Source organism: Endoryza foliicola (assembly GCF_050589245.1).
Taxonomy (GTDB): domain Bacteria; phylum Bacteroidota; class Bacteroidia; order Chitinophagales; family Chitinophagaceae; genus Endoryza; species Endoryza foliicola.
This window is the reverse complement of the sequence record NZ_JBOBEW010000005.1, coordinates 194,061-215,164: the sequence shown is the minus strand read 5'-3', so window position 1 is coordinate 215,164 and position 21,104 is coordinate 194,061. Positions and strand designations below refer to the sequence as shown.

General features: G+C 40.5%; 15 protein-coding genes and 1 tRNA gene. 10 read left to right on the top strand and 6 right to left on the bottom strand.

Annotated features, from left to right (window positions below):
* Nucleotides 1-32 precede the first annotated feature (32 nt).
* The 4 genes from ACQ2HE_RS13180 to ACQ2HE_RS13165 all read right to left on the bottom strand — a co-directional run bounded on the left by ACQ2HE_RS13180 (nt 33) and on the right by ACQ2HE_RS13165 (nt 5,109).
* Nucleotides 33-3,239 carry an efflux RND transporter permease subunit gene (locus tag ACQ2HE_RS13180; RefSeq protein WP_430896122.1) on the bottom strand — a complete coding sequence of 1,069 codons (3,207 nt, stop codon included), beginning with the start codon at nt 3,237-3,239 and terminating at the stop codon, nt 33-35.
* Between the two features lie 27 nt (nt 3,240-3,266).
* The gene (locus ACQ2HE_RS13175; protein WP_430896124.1) at nt 3,267-4,346 is read right to left on the bottom strand and encodes an efflux RND transporter periplasmic adaptor subunit; all 1,080 of its coding nucleotides are present in this window, start codon (nt 4,344-4,346) and stop codon (nt 3,267-3,269) included.
* A gap of 130 nt (nt 4,347-4,476) precedes the next feature.
* Entirely contained in the window at nt 4,477-4,890 is a 414-nt protein-coding gene (locus ACQ2HE_RS13170; protein ID WP_430896127.1) for a hypothetical protein, read from the bottom strand.
* A gap of 146 nt (nt 4,891-5,036) precedes the next feature.
* Nucleotides 5,037-5,109: transfer RNA gene (locus ACQ2HE_RS13165), tRNA-Lys, on the bottom strand.
* A 168-nt stretch (nt 5,110-5,277) separates the two neighbouring features.
* On the opposite strand from ACQ2HE_RS13165, the gene ACQ2HE_RS13160 reads away from it, so the two are divergent.
* From ACQ2HE_RS13160 to secDF, 3 genes are all read left to right on the top strand, one after another.
* Nucleotides 5,278-6,084 carry an SDR family oxidoreductase gene (locus tag ACQ2HE_RS13160; RefSeq protein WP_430896130.1) on the top strand — a complete coding sequence of 269 codons (807 nt, stop codon included), beginning with the start codon at nt 5,278-5,280 and terminating at the stop codon, nt 6,082-6,084.
* A 43-nt stretch (nt 6,085-6,127) separates the two neighbouring features.
* Complete coding sequence (locus ACQ2HE_RS13155) at nt 6,128-6,943, top strand: SAM hydrolase/SAM-dependent halogenase family protein (RefSeq protein ID WP_430896132.1); 816 nt, start codon at nt 6,128-6,130, stop codon at nt 6,941-6,943.
* Nucleotides 6,944-7,045: 102 nt separating this feature from the next.
* Complete coding sequence (gene secDF / locus ACQ2HE_RS13150) at nt 7,046-10,150, top strand: protein translocase subunit SecDF (protein ID WP_430896134.1); 3,105 nt, start codon at nt 7,046-7,048, stop codon at nt 10,148-10,150.
* A gap of 74 nt (nt 10,151-10,224) precedes the next feature.
* On the opposite strand, the gene ACQ2HE_RS13145 is transcribed toward secDF, so the two are convergent.
* Nucleotides 10,225-10,446: a hypothetical protein gene (locus ACQ2HE_RS13145; protein ID WP_430896136.1), complete on the bottom strand. Its 222-nt coding sequence runs from the start codon at nt 10,444-10,446 to the stop codon at nt 10,225-10,227.
* Nucleotides 10,447-10,636: 190 nt separating this feature from the next.
* Between ACQ2HE_RS13145 and ACQ2HE_RS13140 the strand changes: the two genes are divergently transcribed.
* The 5 genes from ACQ2HE_RS13140 to ACQ2HE_RS13120 all read left to right on the top strand — a co-directional run bounded on the left by ACQ2HE_RS13140 (nt 10,637) and on the right by ACQ2HE_RS13120 (nt 18,216).
* Nucleotides 10,637-11,899 carry a sensor histidine kinase gene (locus ACQ2HE_RS13140; protein WP_430896137.1) on the top strand — a complete coding sequence of 421 codons (1,263 nt, stop codon included), beginning with the start codon at nt 10,637-10,639 and terminating at the stop codon, nt 11,897-11,899.
* 11 nt (nt 11,900-11,910) lie between these two features.
* Complete coding sequence (locus tag ACQ2HE_RS13135) at nt 11,911-12,603, top strand: response regulator transcription factor (RefSeq protein ID WP_430896138.1); 693 nt, start codon at nt 11,911-11,913, stop codon at nt 12,601-12,603.
* Between the two features lie 95 nt (nt 12,604-12,698).
* Nucleotides 12,699-13,961 carry a TolC family protein gene (locus ACQ2HE_RS13130; RefSeq protein WP_430896139.1) on the top strand — a complete coding sequence of 421 codons (1,263 nt, stop codon included), beginning with the start codon at nt 12,699-12,701 and terminating at the stop codon, nt 13,959-13,961.
* Between the two features lie 7 nt (nt 13,962-13,968).
* The gene (locus tag ACQ2HE_RS13125) at nt 13,969-15,069 is read left to right on the top strand and encodes an efflux RND transporter periplasmic adaptor subunit (RefSeq protein ID WP_430896141.1); all 1,101 of its coding nucleotides are present in this window, start codon (nt 13,969-13,971) and stop codon (nt 15,067-15,069) included.
* A gap of 12 nt (nt 15,070-15,081) precedes the next feature.
* Nucleotides 15,082-18,216, top strand: coding sequence for an efflux RND transporter permease subunit (locus ACQ2HE_RS13120; protein ID WP_430896144.1), 3,135 nt, complete (start codon nt 15,082-15,084; stop codon nt 18,214-18,216).
* 116 nt (nt 18,217-18,332) lie between these two features.
* Here the strand turns inward: ACQ2HE_RS13120 and ACQ2HE_RS13115 are convergent, their stop codons facing one another.
* Nucleotides 18,333-18,677, bottom strand: a complete 345-nt coding sequence (locus ACQ2HE_RS13115; protein WP_430896147.1) for a HesB/IscA family protein — start codon at nt 18,675-18,677, stop codon at nt 18,333-18,335.
* A 134-nt stretch (nt 18,678-18,811) separates the two neighbouring features.
* On the opposite strand from ACQ2HE_RS13115, the gene ACQ2HE_RS13110 reads away from it, so the two are divergent.
* Complete coding sequence (locus tag ACQ2HE_RS13110; RefSeq protein ID WP_430896149.1) at nt 18,812-19,345, top strand: DUF7935 family protein; 534 nt, start codon at nt 18,812-18,814, stop codon at nt 19,343-19,345.
* Nucleotides 19,346-19,369: 24 nt separating this feature from the next.
* Nucleotides 19,370-20,926 carry an acyl-CoA mutase large subunit family protein gene (locus ACQ2HE_RS13105; RefSeq protein ID WP_430896151.1) on the top strand — a complete coding sequence of 519 codons (1,557 nt, stop codon included), beginning with the start codon at nt 19,370-19,372 and terminating at the stop codon, nt 20,924-20,926.
* Nucleotides 20,927-21,104 lie beyond the last annotated feature (178 nt).

Below are 21,104 nucleotides of genomic sequence, written 5' to 3'. Positions count from 1 at the left end.
ATGGTCTTTTTAATTTTTAATTCAGTAGCTGATTAATGCTTTTTCTCTGTTGGCTCATCGTCATCGTCTACTACTTCCTCTTTACCAACCAATCCTTCTGTTAGCGGATCATCATATTCATCGCGAATCATTTTCTTGCCTTCAGACAATCGACCGAAAATGTAGTACAAGCCCGGAACGATGATTACTCCAAATAAAGTTCCAAGAAGCATACCACCCGCAGATGAAGCACCGATGGTTCTATTACCGATGGCACCGGGCCCGGTTGCAAACAACAACGGAATCAAACCGGCGATGAAGGCAAAAGAGGTCATCAAGATGGGTCGGAAACGCACTTTCGCTCCTTCAATGGCAGCTTCCAACACCGTTGAGCCTTGTTGGTGTTTTTGAACTGCGAATTCCACAATCAATACTGCGTTTTTACCCAAAAGGCCCACTAACATTACCATACCAACTTGTGCATAGATATCATTTGAAAGCCCCATCAATTTCAACAGCAAGAAGGCACCGAATACACCTATTGGCAGTGAAAGGATCACAGCAAATGGCAACAAGAAGCTTTCGTATTGCGCGGCCAAAACCATGTATATAAAGGCCAATACAATTAAGAAGATGTAAAGTGCTTCATTCCCACGACCCACTTCATCTTTTGACAATCCCAACCAGTCGATATCATAGCCGCGTGGGAGTTTTTTCGCTTCTTCTTGAATAGCGGCAATGGCTTCACCACTACTATAACCTGCTGCAGGAGCACCATTGATGGCAGAAGATAAATACATATTGTAACGCGTGATTTCATTCAAACCTTGCGACTTTTTCATTTTCATGAATGCAGAGTAAGGCACCATTTCATCGCGGTTATTTTTCACGTACAGTTTCAACACATCTTCCGGTAAAGCTCTGTATTCGGGAGATGCTTGCACATATACTTTAAAGAAGTTACCGAAGCGAATAAAACCCAACTCATAAGTACTACCAATCATAATAGAGAGGTTGTCCATGGCTTTACCAATGGAAACGCCTTTCTGCATGGCTGCTTTGTTGTCGATCTCCAATTCATACTGAGGATAGTTGGAAGCGAAAAAGGTGAACAATCCGGTTAGTTCTTTTCTCTTCTTCAATGCAGTCATGAATTCTTCGTTCACTTGCCCGAAAGCTTTGTAGTCATCTGAATTTGTTTTATCTAACAAACGCAACGAGAAACCACCCGCTGCTCCATAACCGGGAACGGCCGGGGGTTGGAAGAATTCAATTACGGCACCCGGAATGTCTTTTGATTTTTCTTCTAACTCTTCAATGATTTTCACTACCGAATTCTTTCTTTCTGACCAATCTTTCAAGTTGATCAAACAAGTACCGGCATTAGAACCACGACCTTCAGTAAGTACTTCATAACCGGCAAGTGCTGATACAGACTGCACCCCTTCTACTTCTTCAGCAATTTTCTGTAGCTTCTTAGAGATATCATTGGTACGTTCCAATGTAGACCCAGGAGGGGTTTGAATAATTGCATAAATCATACCTTGGTCTTCATTCGGAATGAACCCGGCAGGAAGTGATTCGGAGGTAAACCAAAGACCTGCGCAGAATGCGATTAGTATCCCCCAGGTAACCATCTTTCTATTAGCAATTTTCCTTAAAAGACTGGCATACCTACCTGTAACTCTTTCGAACCATCCATTGAATAAGTCGAGTAACTTATCAATCGGATTTCTCTTTTTCGGTTGTCCATGTGTGTTTTTAAGAATCATGGCACATAGCACAGGAGTAAGTGTTAGTGCCACAAACCCTGAGATTACGATAGAAGTTGCCATGGTAATGGAAAACTGTCTGTAAAAAACTCCCACGGGCCCGGTCATGAACGCTACCGGAATAAACACGGCGGTCATCAATAAGGTAATGGCAATAATGGCACCACTGATTTCATGCAACACTTTCAATACTGCCTTGTAGGGTGTTAGGTGCTCTTCTGCCATTTTTGCGTGTACTGCTTCTACTACTACAATGGCGTTATCCACCACAATACCAATGGCCAATACCAACGCGAAAAGTGTGATCAGGTTAATGGTAAGTCCGAACATTTGCATGAACACGAAGGCTCCTACCAAAGAAACCGGTACCGCTAAAGTAGGAATTAAGGTTGAGCGCCAATCGCCCAAGAAAACAAACACTACAAGGGCCACCAGAATAAAGGCTTCTGCAAGTGTGTGAATTACTTTTTCAATAGAAGCATCAAGAAAGCTTGATACATCGTAACTAATTTGGTAATCCATACCCGGAGGGAATGAACCTTCTTTGATTTCTTTCAGCTTTTCTTTTACCTCTTTAATAACATCGCTTGCGTTACTACCATAAGTTTGTTTTAGGGTAATGGCTGCAGAGGGATGTCCGTCCATATTAGAATAGATATCATAAAATTCACTACCCAACTCTACATCTGCCACATCAGCCAAGTGAAGAATTTCACCATTAGCATTGGCTTTTACGATTACATCTTTGTACTGTTCGGGTTTATTGTATCGACCCGGATAGGTTAGTACATATTCAAGTGATTGAGAACGCTTACCGGTTGCCTGGCCTATACGACCCGGAGAACCGATGATGCTCTGTTCGGCAAGCGCTTCCATTACTTCATCGGTAGAAATGTTGTAGGCGCGCATCCGGTCGGGTTTCAACCAAATACGCATAGCGTATTGACGGCTACCGAGGATCTTTGCACTTCCCACCCCTTTTAAACGGCTTAATTCGTTGATGATATTTACGGCTGCGAAATTGTATAGAAAGTTTTCATCTGCCTTGGGGTCCTTACTATAAAGGTTCACATACATCAACATGTTGGGGGAAGTATAACTCACCACCAATCCCTCTCTTTGAACAAGCACCGGTAAGCGGTTGGTAACCTGTTCAATCCTCGTTTTCACACTCACCATCGCTTGGTTGGGATCGGTACCGAGGTCGAATACAATTTGAATGGTTGCTTCACCTGCGCTGGTAGCATCGGAAGTCATGTATTTCATACCCGGAGTACCGTTGATGGCTTTTTCCATCGGGATCAATACCGAGTTCACCAATACGTTGGCACTGGCACCCGGATAAGCTACATTCACCACTACCATGGGAGGCGCGATGGACGGGAACTGCGAAACCGGAAGCGTTTTGATGGCCAATACTCCCATGAAGATGATCACCACCGATAGTACAATGGCGAGTACAGGCCTATGAATAAATTTGTAAAACATTGAAATTCGATTTTAATAGTTACTGAATTATTCGGCGTGTACTTTCAAATGACCAATCACTTGTTTAGGGTCGAGGTATTCATAAGCGATTTTGTCGTCTTCTTTTACTTTACGGATACCTTCAAGGAGAATTTTTTCACCTTCGTTTAATCCTGATGACACTACGAATAAATCTTCCATTTCAGCAGTAACACCAATCTCTCTTGTTTTAACTCGATTTTCTTTGTCAATTACATACACATATCTTTTATCCAATACTTCAAAGGTTGCTTTTTGAGGTATGAGAATCGCATTTTTGATGGGCTCCGTAATTCTGATGTTTCCGGTTTCACCGAAACGAAGCAATCCGTTAGGATTGGGGAAAGTAGCACGGAAAGGGATGTTACCCGTTTCGTTATCGAAATCAGCTTCAATGGTTTCAACGATACCGGGATGAGGGAATACTTGGTTGGCGGCGGTAACCAACTGCACTTGCTGTTTGTTGATTTTATGGTTAGCGGCGTAGAATAAATATTCAGCTTCAGGAACATTGAAGTAAACCCACATTTTGCTGTTATCAGAAAGGCTTGTGAGCAATTCACCTTCGTCTACCAAGCTACCTTGACGAACGAGGAAGCGGTCGATAATGCCATCGAAGGGGGCGCGAATTTCAGTGAACTGAAGGTGCACTTTAGCTAGAGAAAGTTCGGCATTTGCTTTGTCGAGTTTTGCTTTTGCCATTCGAAGTTCACTAGCAGATACGATGTTACTATCGGCGAGGCGTTTGGTATTTTGGTATTCAACTTCAGCAAAATTGGCTTCGGCTGCGGCTTTTTGAGCTTCTGCTTCGTAGAGGTTAGGCATGATTTGGAATAAGAGTTGTCCTTTCCGAACAAACTGTCCTTCATCTACATAAATCTTTTGCAAATAGCCTCTTTCTTGCGCTCTTAATTCAATGTGCTGAATGGAGCGAATTTGGCACACGTACTCTTTGGTAAGAGTAGTATCTGTTTTTACAGGGCTCGTAGCTACCAACTTTGATACCTCTTCTTTTTCTTCTTTTTTTGTTTTACAGCTGGTATGCACGAGTAAAGCGCATAAGCCGAAAAGCATGAACTGTTTTTTCATGATTGTTTGTTATTTAGCGAATAATAGTTTCGTGTTTACAGCTTGGCAAAAGCTGATCGTTACAGTGCTACAATGCACTGTTCAAATGGCAGGCAATACAATTGATTAGAATCGGGAATAGTAGAAGCTATCAAATCCTGAATGACTGTACTTTCAGATACACAGGATTTGCATCAAAAACAGACGATAAGAATCGGCTGTCAATATTTTTTTGGAGGGGAATAATGTTAGCGGGTCGACGAAACTCAAAAAATAGGGAAGCATTCGAGGGCTGCTTTTTGAAAATGTGAGCCTCCGAATCCTCATCTTCCGATTCTTCAACGTAGATAAGTTCTGTTTTATCTTTTTTAGAAAGGGGAACGGCGGGTGTGAAAAAGGATCTGGTTAACTGAGCTGCTCTTATTTGAATGAGGCGCACAGACTCTTGCACCTGTATATCATTATATACATTGGATACTGGAGTGACAAAAAGCGCTTGTTTGCATCCGGTAAGTACTACCAAACAAAAACTCAGTAAATAGAACAGTTTTGTTAGCAATTTCATCGGTCGCTAAAATAGAAAAAGGATTCCGATGAAGATTTAAACCAATTGTTAACGAGGGTTAATGGGATAAAAAAAAGCGGGAAAAAGGCTAATTTTCGGGAGTAAGGGCACAAAAAAAAGCCTTTCGAAGTGAAAGGCTTTTTTTGTGATCCCGCTGGGACTCGAACCCAGGACCCATACATTAAAAGTGTATTGCTCTACCAACTGAGCTACGGAATCTCCTCATCTTTTGGGGTCATTTGCATGCCCGTTATTGATTTGGGAGTGCAAAAATACATCAATTTTTATTTGTACCAAATTTTTACAAAAATATTTATCTAACAAATGTGAATATCAGGGTGATATGTTGATAGAACCTGACTATTTTTGCATGCAAATAAATTAACCATGTCGTTTTTCAAGGATAAAGTTGTGGTTGTAACCGGTGGTAGTGAGGGGATTGGAAAAGCTTTTGTTGAACTTTTAATAAAAGAAGGTGCGAAAGTTGCAACCTGTGGACGCAATTATGACAAATTGTATCAGTTGCAACTCAATAATTCAACTGTAATGTTGCACACAGAAGTATGTGATGTTAGTAAGGAATCTGAATGCAAAAAATTTATAGACTCTACCATTCAGGTATTTGGGAAAATTGACATATTAATAAACAATGCCGGGAAGAGCATGCGAGCATTGTTCAATGAGGTTGATTTGAGTGTGATGAAGAACTTGATGGATGTAAATTTTTGGGGTGCTGTATACTGCACGAAATATGCATTGCCTTCGATACTGGAAAACAAAGGCTCGGTAGTAAGCATTTCTTCAATAGCCGGCTATCGTGGATTGCCCGGAAGAAGCGGATATTCTGCATCTAAGTATGCCCTACAAGGCTGGATGGAAGCGCTTCGTACTGAATTGCTACCAACAGGGGTAAATGTGTTGTGGATCTGCCCTGGATTTACTGCTTCTAATATTAGGAATGTTGCTTTAAGCAAAGACGGAAGTCCGCAGGGTGAGTCGCCAATGGATGAATCAAAAATGATGAGTGCGGAAGAATGTGCGCAGATCAGTTTGAATGCTATTGCAGCCAGGAAACGCACCGTTGTTATGACAGGAACGGGTAAGCGAACAGTTTTTCTGAACAGGTTATGGCCTTCGTTAGCAGATAAGCTGACTTATAAATACTTTTTCAAAAACGGCGAACTGGTACGTTGATTGCTGCTATATTTGCAATCTAAACTGACTCCATTTCACCTACATGGCCCTGCTAACCCTTTGTTCGGATATTGGTTCTCGCGATTATTTAGCGGGAGCAATCAAAGGTCAATTGCTATCAATTGATGCAGGGTTTCAAATTGTGGACATTTCGCATACCATCACTCCGTTTAACTACAATCAAGCGGCGTATATCTGCAGGAATGCGTACAAGCATTTTCCGTCGCAAACCTATCATCTTATTTTGGTGAATTTGTTTGATCGCAAACCGGATCATTTGTTGCTGGCCTATCATAGAGACCAGTATTATTTGTGTGCAGATAATGGAATCCTCACCATGATTTTGGAAGAGAAACCAGAGATGGTTATTGGGTTGCCTTTAGACTCGAGCACCACCAGAAACACGCTTTATTGCACTCGGATTATGGCTGAGGCCATCCAAAAACTGCAAGAAGGGGTTGGATTGCTGCAAATTGGGGAACCTGATATAACGATTCATGAGAAAAACACGCTACGCCCTGCATTCGGGGACAATTGGATCGAGTGTCAGATCATTTTTATTGACAGTTTCGAGAACATTGTACTCAATATCACCCAACAGCAATTTGAGCAACAGCGCAAGGGACGTACATTTCGGATCGTTTTTAAGCGAGACGAAGTAATTGACCGCATTAGTGAAACCTATGCTGATGTGCCGGAGGGGGAAAAATTAGCCCTTTTCAATTCTGCCGGCTATCTTGAAATCGCCATAAATAAAGGCAATGCCGCAGGACTCTTTGGTTTACAAGGGTTTACAGAAAAAAACTCGAATTTCCAGAACCGCCTCCTCTATCAAACCGCTCGAATCTTGTTCGAATAGGAAAATTCTGCCTAAAAACCTTATTTTCAGCGCCATTTTGAATTTACAAAATAGGTCGAAAACCCTATCTTTGCCCACTCTTAAAAAAATAAACAAAACGCAATGAGAGCACTGGTAAGCATTTTTACGGCTTTATTGATTGGTATTTCAGTGTACCAGCTTTCTTTCACATGGTTTGTAAACAGCCATGAAAGCGAGATTGCAGCCAAGGCATTGAGCCATACCCAACGTACCTACCCTTCAGCCCAAGCAAAGTATCCCGGCAACAAAGAAGCACAAGCATTGTATCAAGACACTTTGGATCATTACACCAATGATTACAAAGACAGCTTGCTCGAAGCTTCGAAAGACAAAAAGATTACTTGGTGGGGCGACACGTATCAGAAAGCAAAAGAAAGTGAGTTATTGTTAGGTCTCGACCTTCAAGGAGGTATCAACGTAACAATGGATATCGCTTTAGATGGTTTAATCAAAGGTTTGGCAAACAATCCACAAGATCCTCGCATTACGAAAGCAATTGCAGATGCTCAAGCAGCTAAAGTTACCAGTGATCAAAACTTTATTGATCTTTTCGCTGCTGCATTCAAGAAAAACAACCCGGCAGATAAGCTGGCTCCGCAATTTGCGAATTCAAACAGAAACAAGCTTAATATCAATGCAAGCGATAATGATGTATTGAGTTACATTAAATCAGAAGCAAACAATGCGATGAACCAAACCTATCAGGTTCTTCGTCGTCGTATTGATAAATTTGGCGTTGCTCAGCCTAATATCAACCTAGATGAGAACAAAGGTATCATCACAGTAGAATTGGCCGGTGCCACTGATCCTGAGCGTGTACGTAAATACTTACAGTCTACTGCCAACCTCCAATTCTGGGAAGTATATACCCTAAATGACGGAGCTTTGGTTTCAGGATTCCAAGCTGCTGATAAAGCCCTTGAGCAAATTCTGAATGGCGATAAAGCAACGAAGATTGATTCTACTACACAGAAAACAATTGACAGCTTGAAAAGCCTCAAAGATTCGGTAAATATTGCTAAAGCTGATTCACTTCAAAAGCAAGCTGACAGCATTTTAGCTGCGAATAAAACACAGCCGTTATTCCGCGTCTTAAATCCTGCTCAACCATATGTTGATCAAGAATCAAGACGTCAAAGCTTTGGTGCGGCCATGGGGTATTCTTTGATCAAGGATACCGCCAAAGTAAACCAATACTTGGCGATCCCAGCTGTTCGCAACAACTTCCCACAAAACCTTAAGTTTTTGTGGAGCAAGCAAAACCGCGATGATAACGGCGCCCTCTCTCCTGTTTTACAATTGTATGCTATCAAAACCGTACCCGGTAGAGATAAGGCAGAAATTGAAGGAGATGTAATTGAGAACTCGCAACAAGACTACGATCAACTCGGAAATATCACTGTTTCAATGAGCATGACGCCAAGTGGTGGCCAGCGTTGGGCAGATATGACCGGTCGTAACGTAAACAAACCAATTGCTATCGTATTGGATGACATTGTTTATTCTGCACCAAACGTTAACCAAAAAATTGAAGGGGGGAACTCTCAAATTACGATGGGAAGCGGAAGTTCTAAACAAAAGAACTTGGTTTTAGAAGAAGCAGTTGACCTTGCAAATATTTTAAAGTCAGGTAAGTTAGAAGCTCCTGCAAAAATCGTTCAAGAACAGGTAGTAGGTCCTACTTTGGGAGCTGCAGCTGTTGACGGTGGTATCATGAGTTTCACTATTTCATTTATCGTGATCTTCGTTCTAATGTTAGTATATTATAATACAGCAGGTATTGTAGCTAACATTGCATTGATCTTGAACTTGCTCTTCACAATTGGGGTGTTAAGTTCATTACACGCCACCTTAACTGCTCCGGGTATTGCGGGTTTGGTACTGACCATTGGTATGGCAGTAGACACCAACGTAATCATTTTTGAGCGTATTAAAGAAGAATTGGCTAGAGGGTTAACTCACAATGAAGCCGTTAAAATTGGTTACAAGCGCTCATTACCACCGGTATTAGATGCGCACGTTACCACTTTCTTAACTGCTGCGATCCTAGCTTATTTCGGACTAGGACCAGTATTAGGATTTGCTACTACTCAGATGTTGGGTATCGTATTAAGCTTGTTCTGCGGTATCATGGTATCTCGTTTGGTAACAGATTTCTGGACCAATAAAAACCGTCACTTCAATTATTTTACCGGTTTATCAAAGTCAATCTTCAAGCATGCTGCTTTCAAATTCATTGAATACAGAAAAGTAGCTTACATTATATCGGTAGTGGTATTGATATTGGGTGTAGGTGCGGTGTTCCATGGTTTTAATGAAGGTGTTGAATTCAGTGGTGGTAGAAGTTATGTTGTAAACTTCGCGAAACCGGTAAACGTTGATGCAGTTCGTGATGGTTTGGATAAAACTTTCGGCAAATTCCCGGTAATCAAAACTTATGGTTCTACAACTACTTTGGAGATCACTACTGATTACAAGATCACTGAAGTTGGTCCTGCAGTAGACTCAACAGTTCGTGGCACCTTATACGAAGGTTTGAAATCATTCTTGCCTGCTTCTGCAACAAGAGATGAATTCATGAGTACAAACAAATGGGTACAAGGAACGAAGAAGGTTGACCCTACCATTTCTGACGACTTGAAAGCAGGTGCGCAATGGGCTACATTCTGGAGCTTAATAATTATCGCAGCATATATCTTTATTCGTTTCCGCGATTGGAGATACTCATTGGGTACGATCATCGCATTGTTGCACGACGTATTGGTAACGCTAGCGGTGTTCTCTTTCTTAAAAGACATCGTTCCATTCCCATTGGAAATTGACCAACACTTCATTGCGGCGATTCTTACCGTAATTGGTTTCTCAATGAACGATACTGTAATTGTATTCGACCGCGTACGTGAATACAGTCATAGCATGCACGGATCACCTAAAGGCACTATCATTAATAAAGCGATCAACGATACATTAAGTAGAACGATCATGACTTCATTAACGGTGTTCTTAACCATTTTGATCCTGTTCTTAGTAGGTGGTGAAGTAACGAAAGGATTTGCTTTCGCTATGTTAATTGGTGTGGTTACCGGTACCTACTCTTCTATCTTTGTGGCGGCTCCAATTCTGATGGATTTCGGAAAGAAAAAGCCTCTCGGAGAATCGAAGGAAGTAGCTGAAAAGAAATCGTAAAAACGTATTCATAAAATAAAAACCGCTCCAAATGGAGCGGTTTTTTTATTGGCGCATGTTACGAAAAGAGACAATTAAGACTTCACCACTTTCGCCTGGTGAGTGTGTTTGTGTACCACGGCTTTCTTCTCCTCCTTTTTTACAACTACCACTCCTTTCTTTGATACTGTATCAACATTTTTTTTAGAAGCGATTGCTGCCACATGTTTCGGTGGCGTTTTCATTGGCTTTGTCTGAGCCTGAACGGAGGCTATAGTTACCAACAATACACCAATAGTTCCAAGAATCCTTTTCATATGAATGTGTTTAACATTGTGAAGCTATTCATTAAATAGTTTCAGAAACGAAAACAGATCCTGCTTAACAGCGGATTAACGGACCTTATTTGAATGCTAATTATTGTAAATCAAATCGTTAACAGTTGTTAACAAGTGATTAACCAATAAAACTGGGTTAACAAATGCTAACGTCGCAATTTTGTAGTGCATGAGAGCGCAACATTTAAAATGGTTTGTATTGAGTGCCAGTTTACTAATTGGTGCCATTATTATTACTCAAATTGTATGGCTAAATAAGGTCTACTCTTTTGAACAAAAAACATTCAACTTAAATGTTGTAAAAGCAATTAGAGGCTTGTATGAAGATGTAGCAATGGTAGACAACCCTACTTTAAACCTACAGAGCTTGGTTGAACATCCGGAAACCGATCATTTCCTTTTTAAAGTAAAAGTGCTACCCAATAGAGATACGTTAACTGAATACTTAAAATTAGAATTAGAAGACTTCGATGTACTCACAGATGTTGTATATGCATTTTATACACCTGGAGACGAAAAATTTGACCAGCTCTATTATTTGTCTACCGTAGCATCGCGTTACAAAAAGGAAAAAAGCTATGAACTGAATGTACTACCAAAGAATACCCCCTATATCATGCTATACTTTCCACATCGGGAGCGTTATGTAATGAATCAAATGCGTTTTTGGATCATTAGTAGTGGGGCCTTGATTGTAGTACTGATTGGGTTAACAGTATCCATTTTCTTCTTATACCGTCAAAAGTTCTTGACTGAAATTCAGAAAGACTTCGTTAATAATTTCACGCACGAATTCAAAACTCCACTGGCAGTCGTAAAAATTGCAGCCGGTGTATTAAAACAAGAAGGGATCGAATCTAAGCCGGAGAAATTACATAAGTATGTAAATATCATTGAAAATCAAAATGAGCACTTGGAAAAGCAAGTAGAAAAATTGCTGAATATGGCAAAAACGGAAAGCACTCATTTGCCGCTCTCTATGTCAATTAATGATATCAATCAAATTATAAGAACGGCAGTGGAGCAGTTGGAGCCCTTGGCCGTTTCGAAATCGGCAAGAATAGAATTGAATTTGGAAGAAGGAGTTTTAAATGCAGCTATTGACCCCATCTACATCACCCAATCGATTGTTAACCTTGTTGAAAATTCAATTAAGTATTCAAAGGATCCAAAAATTATAGTGAGTACTAAAAGAGATGTGGAGCATATTTCCATCTCTGTGAAAGATAATGGGATCGGGATTGATAAGAAATACCATCGACAGCTATTCAATAAATTTTTCAGGGTACCAACCGGTGATGTTCACGATGTGAAAGGATTTGGATTGGGACTAAATTTCGTAAAGAAGGTGATAGACGCCCATCACGGATCAATCAGTTTAAACAGTATCCCCGGAATTGGAACTGAATTCAAAATTAAATTACCTATTTAATATCAACTCATATGGCAAGAGCAACTATTCTTTTAGCAGAAGACGACGAGCAACTTGGTTATGTAATTAAGGACAGTCTTGAAGACGCACAATTTGAAGTAATTCATTGTACAGATGGTCAGTCGGCCATTGATTCATACGACAAATCCAAAATCGATCTTTGTTTACTAGATGTGATGATGCCAGTGAAAGACGGCTTTGCGGTAGCAAAGAAAATTCGTCAGATGAGTGATGTAGTGCCTATCCTATTTATTACAGCTCGTTCAATGGAGGACGATCGTATCAAAGGATTTCAAACAGGTGCCGATGATTACATCGCCAAGCCATTCAGTATTAAGGAACTGATCATGAGAATTGAAGTTTTTTTAAAAAGAACGAAGAAACTGCATTCCGATGGCAAAGTGCAGTTCACTATTGGTAAAATGAATTTCTCTTTTACAGACCTTAAATTAAGTTATGGAGATCAGGTTTCTTCACTCACGCAAAGAGAAGCCGATTTGTTGAAGTTTCTATGTGAGCAACCCAATAAGGTATTGAAACGTGAAGAAGTATTGCTACATGTTTGGGGAAAAGACGATTACTTCTTAGGCAGAAGTATGGACGTATTCATGGCTAAATTAAGAAAGCATTTTAAAGCAGATCCGGAGATCATTCTAGAAACCATTCATGGAGTTGGCTTTCGTTTCAATGCGAACGTTATGTAATATCAGGTCCGTTAACTGATAAATAACATATGTAATCTGCGTATTAACCAATGTTATAATGAGTTTTGTAGCATACCTAGAACACCTACAAAACTATGCGCAAATTCGTAGTAGTTTTGATATGCAGTCTTGCATATCAAAACAGCATTTGTCAAACGAAAACAGATACATTAAAGCTGGATCTCCCGTCGATAGAAGCACTTTTTTTACCGCGAAATCTACAGTTAATAAGTGCCAATTACAATATTGAAATCGCCACTGCATTAAAAGAGCAGGCAAGCTATTGGGACAATCCGGTATTGAATACCGATCAATCAATTTACGATGGTCAATTCTTTAAACATACTGCCACTAGGGGGCAAATTTTTATACAAATTCAGCAGTTAATTAAAACTGCAGGTAAACGTAACAAACTTCTTCTCTCATACGAAGATGAAATTCTAAAATCGAAAGAAGGTTGGAAAGAGCTGCTTCGTCAACTTAAGTTCAGTATCACACAAGCGTATTTGGGATTAGAACAGAGCCAATCGTATTTGACTTTAAATTCAAATGAAGCTCAGCTTCTTTCAACATTGGTAAAAGCAAGTGAAGAACGCTACCAAAAGGGATACATTTCACTGAAAGAATTAACGAGAGTACAAGCTTTACAGCAGCTAAATTCAAAAGAGCGGTTTGATATTCAAACTGAGGTATTGAATCAACAACAGTACTTGAAGGCTTTACTAAGAATTCAAAACGACACCTTTTTAGTTGCAGAAACCGGTAGTCCTATTCCTGTTTCAAAATTCACCCTCGGAGACTACAATAGTTTGCTGGATAGCGCCAATAAGAATAGACCCGATCTCAATTTGGCGAAACTATCGGCTCAACAGAGCCTACACAATTTGAATTATCAGAAATCCTTGGTTTATCCTGATATTACTGCAGGTGTAGAATACGATCGATTAAGCTCTTACCTGCCTAATTATTACGGATTGAGTATTTCTCTTCCAATTCCTTTGTTCAACAAAAACAAGGGAAATATAAAAGCAGCCTCTGCTCAGGTATTACAGCAAAAAGTTCAAACAGAAGATCTCCAGCAAAGCATAGAAAAGGAAGTATGGGCATCGCTTTCCAATTATTTGAACGTTGAAAAATTACTTATGAGTGGTGCTGTTGTATCAACAAGCATGCAAGAGATGATGCAAAAAATGACGGAGAGCTATCAAAATCGTCAAATAAATTTTCTTGAGTTCATTGACTTCTTTCAAACCTATAAGGAGAGCAATAAATTAATCATCGATCGAAAGCTCCTTTGGTGGCAGTCATTCGCTCAGTTGAACTATTCTACAAATACTACCCTTCAAATTATCAAATAAGCCTGTCATGAATATAACCAGAATTTTGGCCTTTGTCATATTTACCACTACCCTACATTCTTGTAAATCAAAGCCAGTTGAAGAAAAGAAGACAGAAACGCGCTATTGTCTCTCTGATTCTCTCAAAAAGATGATTTCAATTGACACCATATCAATTCAATTCGTAGATGAAGATTTGAAACTATCGGGGGAAATTAGCTTCAATGAAAACAAAGTGGTTAAAATTTATCCCTTTAGTAGCGGGCAAGTTTTAGAAACGCTGGGCAGTATTGGAGATCCGGTTCAAAAAGGTCAGGTTTTGGCGAGAATCAAAAGTGCTGACATTGCCGGATTGTATTCCGATTTAAACAGTGCCGGTAACGATGTTACGCTGGCTAAAAAACAATTCGAAAACATCAACAGCTTATTCAAAAACGGAATTGCCAGTGAAAAGGAAATGTTGGAGGCAAAAGAAGAATTATCAAAAGCTGAAACACAATACCGAAAAATAAATGAATCTATTCGCATTAATGGGAACGGAAAGACAGATGCTTCCGGTAGCTATGCGATAAGTGCCCCAATTTCTGGATACCTAGTTTCAAAAGACATCAGTCAAGGCGCATTCATCAGAAACGATAACAGTCAATCTTTGTTTACTGTTGGTTCCATTGAAGAAGTTTGGGTATGGGCCAATGTGTATGAGACCGATATTGCAAAAATTAGAGAAGGCGCCAGTGTTTCAGTAAGTACGTTAGCGTATCCCGACACTTCCTTTGTTGGAGTGATCGACAAAGTGAATCAAGTATTGGATCCGGTAACCAAAGTAATGAAAGTAAGGATTCGAATCAACAACACGCATCACCTCTTAAAACCGGAGATGTTTGCTACCATTCATGTAAAGAATAAATCAACCAAGAAGGCGGCGGCAGTTTCGGCTAGTGCCATTATTTCTGACCATGGCAAAAGCTACATTATTGTTTACAAGGCCGATTGTGATATCGCGGTATTAGAAGTAAAAATAAAGCAACAGACTTCGCAAATCGTGTATTTGGAAGATGCCTTAGAGCCCGGAACTAAGATCATTACAAAGAACCAGATTTTGATTTACAACGGAATCAAAGAAGACTAAAAAGCGATTGCAATGCAAAAATTCATTAAACAAATCATTCATTTTTCGCTGAGGCATCGCTATTTCATTTTTTTCTTAACGGGAGTTATGGTGGCGATTGGGATATGGAGCTATAGAGAAACTCCTATTGAAACCTTTCCGGATGTTACCAATACGCAGGTAGTAATTATCGCACAATGGCCCGGAAGGAGCGCCGAAGAAGTGGAGAAATTCGTAACCATTCCAATGGAAACGGTTTTGAATTCTGTTCAAAAGAAATCGAACCTTAGAACAACTTCTGCATTTGGGTTGTGTTATATACGAATCATATTTGACGACGGAGTTGACGATGCTTTTGCGCGCCAACAGGTATTGAGCAGATTGAGCAATGCCGATTTACCGGACGGAGTGAAACCCGATGTGCAACCGCCCTATGGCCCAACAGGAGAAATATTCCGCTACACTCTAAAAAGTAAGACCAAATCTATTCGTGAGCTCACTACTATTCAAAACTGGGTGCTTGATCGTCAATTTAAATCAGTTCCGGGTATAGCAGATGTGAATAGTTTTGGTGGGGAGGAGAAGGTCTTTGAAGTAAGTGTTCAACCGGAACTGCTCACCAAATACAATTTAACGTCGCTTGATGTATATGCTGCTATTGCAAAGAGCAATATCAATGTTGGAGGGGATGTAATTGAACGAAACGGTCAATCGTACGTAGTACGCGGAATCGGAATTTTGAATGATAGTGTTGATATTGAAAACATCATTATCACCAAAACCAACGGCGTACCGCTACTCATAAAAAATGTAGCGAAAGTAAAAGAATCGGGAAAGCCCCGGCTAGGGCATGTTGCGCGTGATAAGCAGGAGGACGTAATCGAAGGAATTGTGGTGATGCGAAAAGGAGAAAATCCGAGTGAAGTATTGGAGCGAGTGCGGGAAAAAGTAAAAGAGTTGAATGAGCAAGTGCTACCTAAAGAAGTAACTATCGATGTATTCTATGATCGTACGAATTTGATGGATTATGCTCAGGAAACAGTGATTCATAATCTAATTGAAGGGATCCTTTTGGTTACATTGATTGTTTTGATCTTCATGGCCGATTGGAGAACTACTTTAATAGTAAGCATCATTATTCCCTTGAGTCTATTGTTTGCCTTCTTTTGTATGCGTATAAAAGGAATGAGCGCAAACCTATTAAGCATGGGGGCTGTGGACTTTGGGATCATTATTGACGGTGCAGTTGTAATGGTAGAAGGGCTGTTTGTAGCATTGGATGCCAGAGCCAAACAAGTGGGCATGGAGAAATTCAATCTATTGGCCAAACTAGGTTTGTTTAAAAACAAAGGAACAGAAATGGGAAAAGCCATTTTCTTTTCAAAGCTTATTATTTTAACCTGCTTGGTTCCCATCTTTGCTTTCCAAAAAGTAGAAGGCAAAATGTTCTCTCCCCTCGCCTATACACTGGGCTTTGCTTTGCTTGGTGCCTTAATTTATACGCTTACTCTTGTGCCCGCTTTGTCGAGCATTTTGTTAAGAAAAAACGTAAGGGAAAAACACAATCCAATTGTTCATTTCTTCGAACATGGTATTGGAAATTTACTCGATAAAATTTACCGCAACCAAAAGAAAAGTCTGCTAATAGCAGTTGGCGTAATGGCATTAACTTTTTTCTCGGCTCGCTTTCTAGGAACGGAATTTTTGCCTGAACTAAATGAAGGTGCATTGTGGGTGGAAGCGGAACTTCCTATGAGTGTATCCATAACTGAAGCTAACAGCGTTTCCAATAAAATGATCGATATTCTATCGAAGTTTGAGGAAGTGAAACAAACCTTGTCACAAGTTGGTCGTACCAATGACGGTACTGATCCGAAAGGATTTTTCAACGTACAGATTCAGGTAGACTTAAAACCAAAGAAAGAGTGGAAACGCGATTTAAGTGTGGAACAATTGATTGAAGAAATGGATGAGCAGCTCCGAAAAATACCCGGTATTGTATTCAATTACTCTCAGCCGATACGTGATAATGTGGAAGAAGCGGTAGCAGGTGTGAATGCGGCTTTAGCGGTGAAGGTATTCGGTCCCGATTTTGATGAATTGGATAAGAAAGCCGACACTCTACTCAAAATATTGAAAACAGTTCGCGGCATTGAAGATTTGGGAGTGTTGCGAAACCTCGGCCAACCCGAGTTTAGAATTGAACTCGATCAGCAAAAGATGGCTTTATATGGCATCACAACTGCCGATGCCAATGCTGTTATTGAAATGGCCATTGGTGGAAAGGCTGCCACTCAACTTTATGAAGGAGAGCGCAAGTTTGATGTTCGACTTCGGTATCAGAAAGAATTCCGTGATACACAGGAGGCCATTGAACAGTTAATGGTACCCGCCAATGATGGCAGCAAAATCCCACTTAAAGAAATTGCTACCATTCGAACGCTAACGGGTCCGGCTTTCGTTTATCGCGACAACAATACCCGTTATATTGCCGTAAAATTCTCTATACGAGAGCGCGACTTAGGAAGTACCATTGCTGAAGCGCAAGAAAAAGTGAATCAAATCGTGCATTTAAAAACAGGGTATCGTATTACTTGGAATGGAGAATTCGAAAATCAGCAACGTGCCGCGGGTACACTTGCTCGAGTAGTGCCCCTGTGTTTGCTGGCCATCTTTATCATTTTGTTCATCACTTTTGGTAATGTAAAAGATGCGTTTCTAACTATCATGAACGTACCTTTTGCACTCATTGGAGGAATCATGGCCTTGCATGTAACCGGAATGAACTTCAGCATATCTGCCGGTATTGGTTTTATCGCCTTGTTTGGAGTATGTATTCAAAATGGAGTGATACTAATCAGTGTATTCCGAAAATTGTTGGAAGAGGGCTATCATTTAGATGCTGCCATTAAAGAAGGCGTTCGTTCAAGAGTTCGTCCGGTAATCATGACAGCACTGATGGCGATGATTGGCTTGTTGCCGGCTGCAATTTCAACCGGTATTGGAAGCGAAACTCAAAAACCTTTGGCGATCGTAGTAATTGGAGGGCTGGTAACAGCTACTTTCTTAACGCTTTTGATACTACCTATTATTTACGCGATGGTGTATCGGTTTATGCACCGAAGAGAAAACAGGAGAATATTGAAGAAATCGGGGTTGGTGCAGTAGAGGTTTGGGTGTTAGGTATTAGGCTTTGGGCTTTAGGCTTTGGGCTTTAGGCTTTAGGCTAGAAATAAAAAAGTCCCGCTCGTTGAACGGGACTTTTTGTATGAAAAGAAGTTAACTTAAACTGCAAATGAAGTACCGCAGCCACAGGTTTTAGAGGCATTTGGGTTATTGAACACAAAACCGCGGGCGTTCAAGCCATCTTGCCAATCAACTTCCATTCCCATCAAATAGATTCCGTGGGCCTTGTTCATTATAAAACTCAGTCCTTCGAATTCGAACTGTTCGTCATTTTCTTCTTTCTTATCGAAACCTAGTACATAGGTCATACCGGAGCAACCACCACCTTTTACGCCAACGCGGAGGTATTCAGTTGTGTTGAAGCCCGGTGCCGCCATTAAACGTTTGATTTCGTTGATGGCATTTTCTGTAAAAGCTATCGGAGCCGTCATCGTAAGTTCCATACACTCAAATTTTGACAAAATTACAAAGTATTTCGCAGATTCAAAATCTGCTAAATTTCCGTCAATTAGTTGATTTATACTCAATAAGTTCCGCTTACAATCGTTAATTTTACCATACAAAATCATCCTATTTTATGACCACGGAACAAATGATCTGGGCGATATTGATTGCTTTTGCTATTGGAGGTGCGTTTCTTTACTTCCAATTGAAGCTCAGAAAAGATCTAAAACAAGAGCATTTAGAGCAACTGAATGCCCAGAACAGTCCTAAAGAAAAAGCCTCTTCCAACATGCAATTACAGGCGTATGAACGCTTGATTCTTCTGATTGACCGTATTTCACTTCCCAACCTCATTACTCGTGTGAATCAACCCGGGCTGAGTTTAAAGGAAATGCAATTATTATTGACTCAAACCATTCGCCAGGAATTCGATTATAACATTACCCAACAGATCTATGTAAGTCAAGAAGCTTGGGATGCCGTAAAAAACATGAAAGATCAAAACATTTTGATCATCAACCAGGTGGCAGGATTTATGCCGGCAGAAGCCAGCGGAACAGACTTAGCCAAGGCGATTCTTGAAATGGTGATGAATAATCCGAAAGTTTCCTTGCAGGAAGTAGTAAGTGAAGCATTGACTTTTGAAGCTAAAAAGCTTTTGAAATAGATTCTCATTCCAAAATTGTTGTTTATGAGCGGCACTCAACGTTTTACGGACAGTGGTATTGAAATCAAGGAATTGTACAATCAGCATCCCGACTTGGGCTATCTCAGTTCTCCGGGGCAGTATCCCTATACAAGAGGCGTTCAACCCGATATGTACCGTGGGAAGCTGTGGACGATGCGTCAGTACGCCGGCTTCAGTACTGCCGAAGAAAGCAATGAACGGTATCATTACCTTTTGAAACAAGGGGTGAACGGGCTGAGTGTTGCATTCGACCTCCCTACTCAAATAGGATACGATAGCGACCATGAACTCTCCGAAGGAGAAGTAGGAAAAGTGGGAGTTGCCATTGATAGCATTGAAGACATGCAGCGCCTTTTCAAAGGAATCAAGCTGGAAGAAGTTTCAACTTCTATGACCATCAATGCAACGGGTTATATTTTACTTGCTTTCTATGTAGCACTTGCCAAACAACAAGGAGCTGACCTCAAGAAGATCAGCGGAACCATTCAAAACGACATCTTAAAAGAATACGCTGCCAGAGGAACCTATATCTATCCTCCCAAACCCTCCATGCGCATCATTACCGATATCTTTCAATGGTGCAGTCAGGAAGTGCCAAAATGGAACACCATTTCAATTTCGGGATATCATATTCGTGAAGCAGGAAGTACGGCTGTTCAAGAAATCGCCTTTACACTCAGTAACGGAAAAGCATATGTTCAAGCCGCTCTCGAAAAGGGGTTGGATATTAATGTGTTTGGAAAAAGATTGAGTTTCTTCTTTAATGCGCATAACAATTTATTTGAGGAAGTAGCAAAATTTCGTGCGGCAAGAATGATGTGGGCGCAAATCATGAAAGAGTTAGGCGCCACCGATCCCAAAGCCATGATGCTTCGTTTTCATACTCAAACGGGCGGAAGTACATTAACAGCGCAACAGCCATTGAACAATATCAGCAGAGTAACCATTCAAACATTAGCAGCAGTTTTGGGTGGAACGCAAAGCTTGCATACCAATGGTTACGATGAAGCGCTCAGTTTACCTACCGAAGAGGCTGCTCGCATTGCGCTCAGAACGCAGCAGATTGTAGCGTTTGAAAGCGGGGCTCCTGATACAGTTGATCCATTAGCGGGAAGCTATTTCATTGAACAATTGACCAGTGAAATTGCACAAAAGGCTTGGGATCTGATCCATAAAATAGATGCAATGGGCGGCAGCGTTAGCGCCATTGAGCAAGGCTTTATTCAAAACGAAATTGCCCGAAGCGCTTATGAATACCAACGTCAAATTGAATCAAAAGAAAAAATAATAGTGGGAGTGAATTCCTTTCAAGTAAATGATGAAAGCCCCATTCCTATCTTAAAAGTAGACGACTCCATTCGAACTGTTCAAATACAGAAATTGGAGGCTTTGCGCAGTCAGCGTGATCCTGCAAAAATTGATCAATTGTTACAAATCCTAAATGATAAGGCTGTGAGCGGAGAAAACATCATGCCAGCTGTTTTAGAAGCCGTTGAGCATAAATGTACGTTGGGAGAAATTGCAGATGAATTGAGGACGGTGTTTGGGGAATACAGGTAAGAATTAAGAGTTAAGAATTAAGAATGGAACAGCCAGGGTAATTAATAATTAATAAGTAATAATTAATAATGGAACAGCTGGGGAAATAGTTGGTTAATTAGGGAGTTTGTGAATTTGGGAATGAAATACAGAGAAAGAACAGGGGGGAAAAGCAAAAGAATATTTAGAGATGAGAGAT